The 10,612-nt window shown below is 65.9% G+C and carries 9 protein-coding genes; 2 read left to right on the top strand and 7 right to left on the bottom strand.

All coding sequences use genetic code 11. The features are described 5' to 3' along the window. Positions 1 to 114: 114 nt before the first annotated feature. The 3 genes from NKI39_RS33500 to NKI39_RS33490 all read right to left on the bottom strand — a co-directional run bounded on the left by NKI39_RS33500 (position 115) and on the right by NKI39_RS33490 (position 2,348). The gene (locus NKI39_RS33500) at positions 115 to 1,344 is read right to left on the bottom strand and encodes an amidohydrolase/deacetylase family metallohydrolase (protein ID WP_352837337.1); all 1,230 of its coding nucleotides are present in this window, start codon (positions 1,342 to 1,344) and stop codon (positions 115 to 117) included. A 22-nt stretch (positions 1,345 to 1,366) separates the two neighbouring features. Then, the gene (locus NKI39_RS33495) at positions 1,367 to 1,732 is read right to left on the bottom strand and encodes a RidA family protein (protein WP_023675940.1); all 366 of its coding nucleotides are present in this window, start codon (positions 1,730 to 1,732) and stop codon (positions 1,367 to 1,369) included. 187 nt (positions 1,733 to 1,919) lie between these two features. Beyond that, positions 1,920 to 2,348 carry an Lrp/AsnC family transcriptional regulator gene (locus NKI39_RS33490; RefSeq protein ID WP_352770106.1) on the bottom strand — a complete coding sequence of 143 codons (429 nt, stop codon included), beginning with the start codon at positions 2,346 to 2,348 and terminating at the stop codon, positions 1,920 to 1,922. A gap of 123 nt (positions 2,349 to 2,471) precedes the next feature. Between NKI39_RS33490 and NKI39_RS33485 the strand changes: the two genes are divergently transcribed. Then, positions 2,472 to 3,575 (top strand): saccharopine dehydrogenase family protein, encoded by a 1,104-nt coding sequence (locus tag NKI39_RS33485; RefSeq protein ID WP_352837334.1) that lies wholly within the window; start codon positions 2,472 to 2,474, stop codon positions 3,573 to 3,575. A gap of 168 nt (positions 3,576 to 3,743) precedes the next feature. On the opposite strand, the gene lpdA is transcribed toward NKI39_RS33485, so the two are convergent. The 4 genes from lpdA to NKI39_RS33465 all read right to left on the bottom strand — a co-directional run bounded on the left by lpdA (position 3,744) and on the right by NKI39_RS33465 (position 9,052). Beyond that, on the bottom strand, positions 3,744 to 5,138 hold the full coding sequence (gene lpdA / locus NKI39_RS33480; protein WP_352837331.1) for a dihydrolipoyl dehydrogenase: 1,395 nt from the start codon (positions 5,136 to 5,138) through the stop codon (positions 3,744 to 3,746). Positions 5,139 to 5,401: 263 nt separating this feature from the next. Further along, on the bottom strand, positions 5,402 to 6,793 hold the full coding sequence (locus NKI39_RS33475; protein WP_352837328.1) for a dihydrolipoamide acetyltransferase family protein: 1,392 nt from the start codon (positions 6,791 to 6,793) through the stop codon (positions 5,402 to 5,404). A 10-nt stretch (positions 6,794 to 6,803) separates the two neighbouring features. Further along, positions 6,804 to 7,817 carry an alpha-ketoacid dehydrogenase subunit beta gene (locus tag NKI39_RS33470; protein WP_352770428.1) on the bottom strand — a complete coding sequence of 338 codons (1,014 nt, stop codon included), beginning with the start codon at positions 7,815 to 7,817 and terminating at the stop codon, positions 6,804 to 6,806. 2 nt (positions 7,818 to 7,819) lie between these two features. Next, positions 7,820 to 9,052 (bottom strand): 3-methyl-2-oxobutanoate dehydrogenase (2-methylpropanoyl-transferring) subunit alpha, encoded by a 1,233-nt coding sequence (locus NKI39_RS33465; RefSeq protein ID WP_254817940.1) that lies wholly within the window; start codon positions 9,050 to 9,052, stop codon positions 7,820 to 7,822. A 429-nt stretch (positions 9,053 to 9,481) separates the two neighbouring features. Between NKI39_RS33465 and holA the strand changes: the two genes are divergently transcribed. Further along, on the top strand, positions 9,482 to 10,528 hold the full coding sequence (holA, locus tag NKI39_RS33460) for a DNA polymerase III subunit delta (protein ID WP_352837324.1): 1,047 nt from the start codon (positions 9,482 to 9,484) through the stop codon (positions 10,526 to 10,528). Positions 10,529 to 10,612 lie beyond the last annotated feature (84 nt).

Genomic DNA, 10,612 nt, shown 5'->3' with positions numbered 1-10,612 from the left:
AGGCAGGAAATGGCAGTCGCTCCTTCGCTCAACTGCCTCTCCAAAGAATCCTTTCTCAGCCTAAACTCAACCCCAAAATCGCCATGTGCGATTCCCCTGCCTCAAGGGGGGAGATCACCCACGCCCGAAATGCCGGCTCGCCACCTCGACATGCGTGTCGTGCGCATGCGCTTCGAAACGCTCGGTTTCGCCGAGATCGTCCACCGCCTCGTTCGGCCACCAGCTGCCGCCGACCACGATTCCGTCCGAGACCAGCCGTTGCTCGGCGACCAGCGAGGCGCCGACCGAATCGACAAAGGTGAAGCGGCCCGGACGCAGCCGCAGCACCGCGATGTCGCCGACCGCACCCACCGCCAGCCTGCCGAGATCGGGCCTGGCGATCGCTTCGGCCGGCCGCTGTGTCGCGGCGCGCAGCACCTCGACCAGCGGCATGCCGAGCGCCAGCAGCTTCGACATGCACACCAGAATGTCGAAGGCCGGCCCGTCGACGCAGTAGAGATGCACGTCGCTGCTGATCACGTCCGGCGCCAGCCCCTCGCCGAGCATCGCTTTCGCCACTTCGAAATCGAACGAGCCCATGCCGTGGCCGATATCGAAGATGACGCCGCGCTCGCGCGCCAGCCGCATATCTGGCCGCACCGCCCCCGAGGCGAAGACCGGCGCGTTGGGAAACGGCCGGAAGCAGTGGGTGAGGATGTCGCCCTTGCGCAACCGCGGCAGCACTTCCGAGCGGCCCGGCGGCGGCTCGTCTATGTGCGCCATCAGCGGCAGGCCGGCTTTGTCGGCGGCTTCGAGCGCGAGATCGACCGGCGCGATGCCGCTGGTGCCGCCGGCATGGCGACCCGAGCGGACCTTGATGCCGACAACCACGTCCGCGTGCTCGCGAGCCGCCGCTACCGTCTCGCGCGGTTCGCAGAGCCGGAGGTCGCTGCACTCGCCGACCGACACGGTCTGCGAGAAGCCGAATATGCCGGCAAAGGAAATGTTGACATAGGCCAGGATGCGGACTTTCGAGCGCTCGATGACGTGGCGGCGAAAGCCGAGGAAATTGCCGGCGCCGGCGCTTCCGGCATCGATGAAGGTGGTGGTGCCGCTCTTTGCGGCGAACCGGTCGGCATCGACGCCGAGCGACGTGCCGCCCCAATAGACATGGCTGTGCAGGTCGATCAGGCCCGGCGCGACGATCGAGCCCGTGGCATCGATGACGTGGGCGGCACGTTCGAATGGGATTTCGGTGTCGATCGCGGCGATACGGCCGTCGGCAATCGCCAGATCGCGCTGCGCGTCGAGGCCGGAGGCCGGATCGATGAGGCGGCCGCCTTTTATCAGGAGATCGAATTGCATCGCGCCTGTCTCCATTTTCCCGTCAGGCCGGCCTGTAGGCAACGGCCTCGACCTCGATCTTGATGTCGATCATCAGCCGCGACTCCACTGTCGTGCGCGCCGGCGGGTCTTTCGGGAAATGCCTGGCATAGACGGTGTTGAAAATGCCGAAATCGCGGGCGTCTTCGAGCCAGACCGTCGTCTTGACTACGTCGTCCAGGGTACAGCCGGCCAGCGCCAGTGCCGCCTTGACGTTCGACAGCACCTGCTCGGTCTGTTCGGCGATGCCGCCCTTGACCACCAGCCCGTCTGTGCCGACCGGCACCTGGCCTGAGACATAGACGAAATCGCCGGCCCTGACCGCCGGCGACAACGGCACATGGGATTTTCCAAAACACTGCTTGGGCAAGGAGGTCTCCTCTGGAAATCGTTGCGTGACCGCGCGACTTGTCAGCTTGGCGCGAGAGGACGCGGCCCCTCTGCGAGTCTCATCCAACATCTTCGAAGCCTATATCGCTTTGCCGCGAGAGCGCCAGAACGATCACTGCGCTCGGTGATCCTTCGCGCCAGCGTCTGGACCCGCGACACCAGCCCGCTCAGCGGTCGATCCGCGTCGACAGGATGATCGACGACGACGTGCGCTCGACTCCGTCCATGGCGCCGATCTGGTCGAGAAGCGTGTCGAGATCCCTGATCGACGGCGCCTCGACGATGACGATCATGTCGAAATTGCCGCTAACCGAGTGCAGCGTGCGAACCGGTGCCAGCGCCTGCAGGCTGCGCACCACCTTGTCGGCAAGCTTGGGGGTGACGGTGAGCAGGACATGCGCCCTGACCAGCCCCTGCTCGTAATCCGGCGACAGCCTGACCCCGTAGCCGGCGATGATGCCGCGCTCTTCCAGCCGCTCGATCCGGCTTTGCACCGTCGTTCGTGAGACGCCGAGGCGCCGCGCCAGTTCTGCGGTCGAGGCGCGCGCATTGGTGCGCAGCAGGGAAAGCAGAGCCTGGTCGGCATCGCTGAGCATTTCGACGAACCTTACCGTCACATTGCCCAAAGAGAGGCTGCGTTTCGTACAATCTCACGCTTCCTTTCGACAGGCAAGCTGCGATTCTAACCGTGAATTTAGCATTGGTGCGAGGGACCGGTCATGAAGGAAATCATCGTCGTCGGCGCCGGCAAGATCGGCTCGACCATTGCCGAGATGCTGGCTTCCACGGGCAACTACCAGGTCACGCTCGTCGACCGCTCGGCGGCGCAGCTCGGCGCGGCCGAACTGCCTGAAACGGTCGAGACGCTGGAACTCGACATCGAAGCCGCCGGCACCCTCGAAGCGGCCCTGGCCGGCAAATTCGCGGTGCTCAGCGCGGCGCCCTTCCATCTGACCACGCGCATCGCCGAGGCGGCGGCCAGCGCCGGCGTGCACTATCTCGATCTGACCGAGGACGTTGTCAGCACCAGGCGGGTCAAGGAACTGGCGCGTTCCGGCAGCAGCGCCTTCATCCCGCAATGCGGTCTGGCGCCGGGCTTCATCTCGATAGTTGCCAACGATCTCGCCAGCCGCTTCGACACGCTGGAAAGCGTGCGCATGCGGGTCGGCGCGCTGCCGCAGTACCCGTCGAATGCGCTGAACTACAATCTGACCTGGAGCACCGACGGCGTCATCAACGAATATTGCGAGCCTTGCGAGGCGATCGTCGAAGGCGAGCTGATCGAAGTGCCGCCGCTCGAGGAGCGTGAAGAATTCTCGCTCGACGGCGTCACCTACGAGGCGTTCAACACCTCGGGCGGGCTGGGCACGCTGGCCGAAACGCTGAAAGGCAAGGTGCGGACGCTGAACTATCGCACCATCCGCTATCCCGGCCATGCCGCGATCATGAAGGCGCTGCTCAACGACCTCGGCCTGCGCCACCGCCGCGATATGCTGAAGGACATTTTCGAAAGCGCCCTGCCGGCAACGCTGCAGGACGTGGTTATCGTCTTCGTCACCGTCAGCGGCCGCAAGAACGGCCGTCTGCTGCAGGAGACCTACGCCAACAAGATCTACGCCAGGCGCGACGGCGAAACGGTGCGCAGCGCCATCCAGATCACCACCGCATCGGCCATCTGCGCGGTGCTCGACATGCTCGCCGACGGCAGCTTGCCGGCCAGGGGCTTCATCAAGCAGGAGGACATCGCGCTCGACGCGTTCCTGGCCAACCGCTTCGGCCGCGCCTATGCGCAGCACGAAATGGTTAGCCGGCTTGCAGGGTGAGCTGCGTAATCTCCCCCCTCGAGGGGGAGATGTCGCCGAAGGCGACAGAGGGGGTCGCCTCGCGTAGAGCGCCAACCTCCATCTGTCGCAAGGGAGGTCGCATCCAGTCGAACCGACCCCCTCTGGCCTGCCGGCCATCTCCCCCTCAAGGGGGGAGAGCGCGAGCCCTCAGACATGCAGCGCATGCCCCAGCGCCTTCAGCGCCGCTTCCTGAAAACCCTCGCCCTGTGTCGGATGGGCATGGATCGTCCCGGCGATGTCCTCCAGCGTCGCGCCCATCTCCAGCGCCAGCCCAAACGCCGTCGACAGTTCCGACACGCCCTGGCCGACGGCCTGGATGCCAAGCACCAGATGGTTGTCCGCCCGCGCCACTACCCGGACGAATCCGTCCTCGCCCAACTTCGTCATCGCCCGGCCATTGGCGGTGAAGGGAAACAGTCCGACCTTGATCTCGCCACGGGTCTTGGCCTCCTCCGGCGACAGGCCTGCGGTGACCAGCTCCGGATCGGTGAAACAGACAGCCGGGATCGCTCGTCTGTCCCAGCTGCGCTTGTGGCCGGCGACGATCTCGGCGACCATTTCGCCTTGCGCCATCGCCCGGTGCGCCAGCATCGGCTCGCCGGTGACGTCGCCAATGGCAAAGATACCACGCATCGAGCTGCGGCACTGGTCGTCGATGCGGATGAAGGGTCCGGCCATGTCGAGGTCGATCTGCTCCAACCCCCAGCCTTCGGTCACCGGCTTGCGACCGACCGTGACCAGCACCTTGTCGGCGGCAATCTTGCCGTTCTTGCCGCCATTCGTCTCGACCAGCAGCGCGTCGCGCTTAGTGGACAGCCCCTTGGCCTTGGCGTTCACGAGCACCTCGATGCCGAGTTCGGCCAGCCGCTTCACCACCGGCCGGGTCAGTTCCGCATCATATTGCGCCAGCACGCGCGGCAACGCCTCGACCACGGTCACCTTGGCGCCCAGCTTGGCAAAGGCGATGCCGAGTTCCAGCCCGATATAGCCGCCGCCGACCACCGCCAGCCTCTCCGGAACTTCGCTCAGCGCCAGCGCCTCGGTCGACGAAATGACCGGCCCGCCGAACGGCAGCGACGGCAGCTCGACCGGCGCCGAGCCGGTCGCTATCACCACCGTTTCGGCTCGGATCACCTGCATGCCGATCTCGGTCTCGACGGCAACGGTCTTGCCGTCGCGAAATGTCGCCCAGCCATGCACCGTCTTCACGCCAGCTTTCTTCAGCAGGCCGGCGACGCCGTTGTTCAGCCGGCTAACGATGCCGTCTTTCCAGGCAATGGTCGCGGCGAGATCAAGCGACGGTGCCGCGACCGTTATGCCGAGTGGACTTTTGCCGCCGGCCATGTGCGAGAGCTTTTCGAACTCTTCGGCTGCATGGATCAGCGCCTTTGACGGGATGCAGCCGACATTGAGGCAAGTTCCGCCCGGTTTGCCTGCCTCGACGATCACCGTGTCGATGCCAAGCTGCCCGGCGCGGATGGCACAGACATAGCCGCCCGGACCGGCGCCGATGACCAGCAGCTTGCAGGAGATTTCCTTCATGTCAGCTGCGTCCTTTCGGGGATAAATGCCCCACCATCCGGCCGCTGCGCGCCTTTCCTTCTCCCCCTGTGGGAGAAGGTGGATCGGCGCGTAGCGCCGAGACGGATGAGGGGTGTTGGACGGAGTGCGGTAGGTGCCAAGCTGGAGCACCCCTCATCCGTCGCCTTCGGCGACACCTTCTCCCACAAGGGGAGAAGGGGGAGCCAGCGTCCCGGCGCCCCATGCTGCCGGGCGAGGGGGCCTTTGCGACCGTTCTCATCTCCTCAGTCCACAAAAATCAGCGCCGGCGTCTCCAGTAGCGTCTTTATCCGCTGGATAAATACCGCTGCATCCCAGCCGTCGACGACGCGGTGGTCGAAGCTGGAGGACAGGTTCATCATCTTGCGCGGGATGAACTGGCTGCCGTCCCATACCGGCCGCACCATCATCTTGTTGACGCCGACGATCGCCACTTCCGGATGATTGATCACCGGCGTCGTCGCCACGCCGCCCATGGCGCCCAGCGAAGTGATGGTGATGGTCGAGCCCGAGAGCTCGTCGCGCGTCGCCGTGCCGGATTTTGCCGCCTCGGCCAGCCTGACAACCTCGGCTGCACAGTCCCAGATGTCGCGCGCCTCGGCGTGCTTGACCACCGGCACCATCAGCCCGGAAGCCGTCTGCGCGGCGATGCCGATGTGGACGCCGCCATGCTGGTGGACGATGCCGGCTTCGTCGTCGAACAGTGCGTTGACATTGGGCTGGTCGGCGATTGCCTTGACCATCGCCCGCATCAGGAACGGCAGCAGCGTCAGCTTCGGCCTGTCCGCGCCGGGCCGCTTCTCCTTGTTGAGCGCGGCGCGCAAATCCTCGAGCGCGGTGACGTCGATCTCCTCGACATAGGTGATATGCGGGATGCGCGACTTGGCCAGCGTCATCTTCTCGGCGATCTTTCGCCTGAGCCCGACTATCTTGATGTCCTCGACCGCCTCGTTGCGGGCGAGGCCAGGGGCCTTCGCGAGCCGGGGTCCGCGTGCCAGGAAGGCGTCGATGTCCTCGTGCCGGATGCGGCCGGCCGGGCCGGTTCCCGGGACCTGCCGAAGGTCGATGCCGGCCTCTTTCGCCCTGAGGCGGACGGCCGGCGAGGCCAGTGGCTTTTCTCCCTCGGGGCGCGGCGCACCGACCGGCGCTATACCCCCGAAAGCCGGCGCAGTACCCCCACCCCTAACCCCTCCCCACAAGGGGGAGGGGGACTCCATATCCGCCGTTCGTGCGCCCTCGGTTCTTGGCACATGCCCGACCAAGGGCGAGCTGGACCTGGCTTCGGCTTTGGCGGCCGAAGCTCGTCCCCCTCCCCCTTGTGGGGAGGGGCTAGGGGTGGGGGTAGGTGCCGCCTCACCCTCCGCCGATTTCGCGCCTGCGTTCACATTTCCCTCGCCGGCCACCTTCAACCTGACAATCGGCGAGCCGATCGCCACCGTGTCGCCGATCTCGGCGCCCAACCAGACGATCTCGCCATCGACGGGCGACGGAATTTCGACCGTCGCCTTGTCGGTCATGACAGCGGCAAGCACGGCGTCCTCGCGCACGAGATCGCCGACCTTGACCTGCCATTCGACGAGCTCGGCCTCGGCAACGCCTTCGCCGACATCGGGCAGCTTGATGACATATTCGCCCATCGTTCCCTCTTCAGGCTTCCATCGTTTCGACCAGCGCGCGGCCTAGCCGGGCGGGACCGGGAAAATAGTCCCACTCCTGCGCATGCGGATAGGGCGTGTCCCAGCCGGTGACCCGCGCCACCGGCGCTTCCAGATGGTAGAAGCAGTTCTCCTGGACCAGCGCCGAAAGTTCGGCACCGAACCCCGATGTCAGCGTCGCCTCGTGCACCACCACGCAGCGCCCGGTTTTGTTGACCGAGGCGACGATCGTCTCGAGGTCGAGCGGCAGCAGCGTTCTCAGATCGATGATCTCGGCATCGATGCCGGTCTCCTCGGCCGCCGCCCGGGCGACATAGACCATCGTGCCGTAGGCAAGCACGGTGACCGCCGCACCCGGCCGTCGGATCACCGCCTTGCCGAGCGGCACCGTGTAATGGCCGTCGGCAACCTCGCCGAGCTCATGTTTCGACCATGGCGTTACCGGCCGCTCGTGATGACCGTCGAAAGGCCCGTTATAAAGCCGCTTCGGTTCCAGGAAGATCACCGGGTCCGGATCCTCGATCGCCGCGATCAGCAGGCCCTTGGCGTCATGCGGGTTCGAGGGCACCACGACTTTCAGGCCGGAGACGTGGGTGAACAGCGCCTCCGGGCTCTGGCTGTGGGTCTGGCCGCCGAAAATGCCGCCGCCGGTCGGCATTCTCACGACGATCGGGCAGGTGAAATCGCCGTTCGACCGGTAGCGCAGCCGCGCCGCTTCCGAGACAATCTGGTCATAGGCCGGATATACATAGTCGGCAAACTGCACCTCGACGCAAGGCTTCAGCCCGTAGGCGGCCATGCCGATGGCCGCGCCGACAATGCCGGATTCGCTGATCGGCGCATCGAAGCAGCGGCTCTTTCCGTATTTCGCCTGCAGGCCTTGCGTGCAGCGGAAGACGCCGCCGAAGAAGCCGACATCCTCGCCGAACACGATGACTTGGCTGTCGCGCGCCATCGACACGTCCATGGCGTCGCGGATCGCCTCGATCATGGTCCGCCGCGGCATGGTCAGACCCCTGCCTGTTGGCGCTGGCGCCTGAGATGCGGCGGCATCTCGGCATAGACGCCCTCGAACATGTCGCGCGCCGAGGGCTTGCCGCCGGCATGCAGCGTGCCGTGGCGCTCGGCCTCCCGCTGCGCCGAAATCACCGTGTCGAGGATTTCCGCCTCGGCCTGGGCGTGGCGCTCGTCCGACCAGACGCCGCGCTGGATGAGATGGTTCTTCAGCCTGACGATCGGGTCGCCGAGCGGCCAGGCATCGGACTCGGCCTTCGGCCGGTAGGCCGACGGGTCGTCGGAGCTCGAATGGGCGCCGACGCGGTAAGTGACGTATTCGACCAGCGTCGGCCCGAGATTGCTGCGCGCCCGTTCCGCCGCCCATTTGGCCACCGCATGGACGGCGAGATAGTCGTTGCCGTCGACGCGCAGCGACGGAATACCGAAGCCGAGCCCACGGGCGGCAAAAGTACCGGAGCCGCCGCGGGCGATGCCCTGGAAGGTCGAGATCGCCCACTGGTTGTTGACGACGTTGAGCACGACCGGCGCCTTGTAGGTCGAGGCGAACACCAGCGCCGAATGGAAGTCGGACTCGGCGGTCGAACCGTCGCCGATCCACGCGGCGGCGATCTTTGAATCGTTGCTGATTGCCGAGGCCATCGCCCAGCCGACCGCCTGGATGTACTGCGTCGCCAGATTGCCGGAGATAGAGAAGAAGCCGTGCTCCTTCGATGAATACATGATCGGCAATTGCCGCCCTTTCAGCGGATCGGCCTCGTTCGAATAGATCTGGTTCATCATCGTGACCATCGGGTAGCCGTCGGCGATGAGCAGGCCGGCCTGCCGATAGGTCGGAAAATTCATGTCGCCGCGCGACAGCGCCTTGCGGAAGGCGCAGCTCACAGCCTCTTCGCCGAGATGCTGCATGTAGAAAGAGGTCTTGCCCTGGCGCTGTGCCATCTGCATGCGCGCATCGAAGCTGCGCAGCGTCATCATATGGCGCAGCCCCTCCAGCAACTCGTCGTCCGAAAGCAGCCCTGCCCACGGCCCGACCGCCTCGCCGGCGCGGTTGAGCACGCGGATGATCGAGAAGGCCAGATCGCGGATGTCGCGCGGGTCGACGTCGATCTTCGGGCGCGGCACCGAGCCAGCTTTTGGAATGCTCACATTGGAGAAATCCGGCGTCCCGCCCGGCCGCACTTCCGGTTCCGGAACATGGAAGCGCAGCATTCCGGCATCGGCCATGATCTCGGTCCTCCACTGTTGCCCGGCCAGGATACTTGCACACCGCCAGACCAGTGCCAATTCGTCGGGCGCGGCTTCGCTGCCGCTGGCTGCTGCCCGCGGCCGACAGGATGGAGATATGTCGGCGAAATTTCTTGTCGATCTTCCGCGCCGGCGCGCAATTTGGGAGATGATTGCGCCGGGTTTCCCGCCAGATAAGGCATGCGTCGGGTTGGGCGGCGCGAGCACCTCCTTCTCCCCTTGTGGGAGAAGGTGGCCGAGCGAAGCTCGGTCGGATGAGGGGTGTTCCAGCTTGGCACCAACAGCGCTCCGGCCAGCACCCCTCAACCGTCTTGGCGCTGCGCGCCAATCCACCTTCTCCCACAAGGGGGAGAAGGAAAGGAGGGCGGCGCCGTTCACCCCGCGCCCGCGTCATGCTAATCAGCGCCCATGGCACAAAAGAAAGCATACGAGGTCGATGCATGGCTCGCGAAGCCGGATCCGCGCGTCTCGATCGTGCTGCTTTACGGTCCCGATCGCGGGCTGGTTGCCGAGCGGGCAAAGGCCTTTGCCGGCAAGACCGGCCTGCCGCTCGACGATCCGTTCTCGGTCGTCAGGCTGGACGGATCGGAAGTCGATCGCGACGAGGGCCGCCTGCTCGACGAGGCCCGCACCGTGCCGATGTTTTCGGAGCGGCGCCTGCTATGGGTGCGCAACGCCGACGCTCAGAAGGCGCTTGCCGACGACGTCAAGGCGCTGACGTCGGAGCCCGCGCGGGACGCCATCATCCTCATCGAGGCCGGCGACCTGAAGAAGGGCGTCGGCCTGCGCGCCGTGGTGGAGGCGGCGGACAATGCCATGGCTCTGCCTTGCTACGCCGATGAGGCCAGGGACATCGACACGGTCATCGACGACGAACTGCGCAAGGCCGGCATGTCGATGACGCTGGAGGCGCGGCAGGCGCTGCGCCGCAATCTCGGCGGCGACCGGCTGGCCTCGCGCGGCGAGATCGAAAAGCTCGTGCTTTATGCGCATGGCCAGGCCGAAATCGGCCTCGACGACGTCAAGGCGACATCCGGCGATGTCTCCGGCCTCTCCTTCGATGCGGCCGTCGACGCCCTGCTCGAAGGCAGGATCGCCGACTTCGACACCGCCTTCACCCGCCATTGCCAGTCCGGCGGCCAGCCCTTTCTGGTACTTTCATCGGCGATGCGGCAGTTGCAGGCGATCCAGGCGATGCGCGGCCTGATGGACGCCGGCGGCCGCAATGCCGCTTCGGTCGTTGCCGCGGCGCGCCCGCCGGTGTTTTTCTCCAGGCGCAAGCTGGTCGAGAAAGCCCTCGAACGCTGGAGCAGCGAGGCGCTCGGGCGCGCCCTCAACCGCCTGCAGACGGCGGTGCTGCAGACACGCCGGCGGCCGGATCTGTCGGTCGCGCTGGCACGCCAGGCCCTGCTCGGCATCGCGGTGGAGAGCGCGAGGCTGGCGCAGCGCACCTGATCTCCCCCCTGTTTGGACCGGAGACATCGCGAACAGGTGTGCGAGGACATCGCGAACAGTTTGGCGCGCTTTGCGCCGGGAGGT

Origin of the sequence: Mesorhizobium sp. M0664 (assembly GCF_040320565.1) — a bacterium.
In the GTDB taxonomy this organism is placed as follows: domain Bacteria; phylum Pseudomonadota; class Alphaproteobacteria; order Rhizobiales; family Rhizobiaceae; genus Mesorhizobium.
The sequence above is the reverse complement of the archived record's forward strand: the minus strand, read 5'-3'. Positions and strand labels throughout refer to the sequence as shown.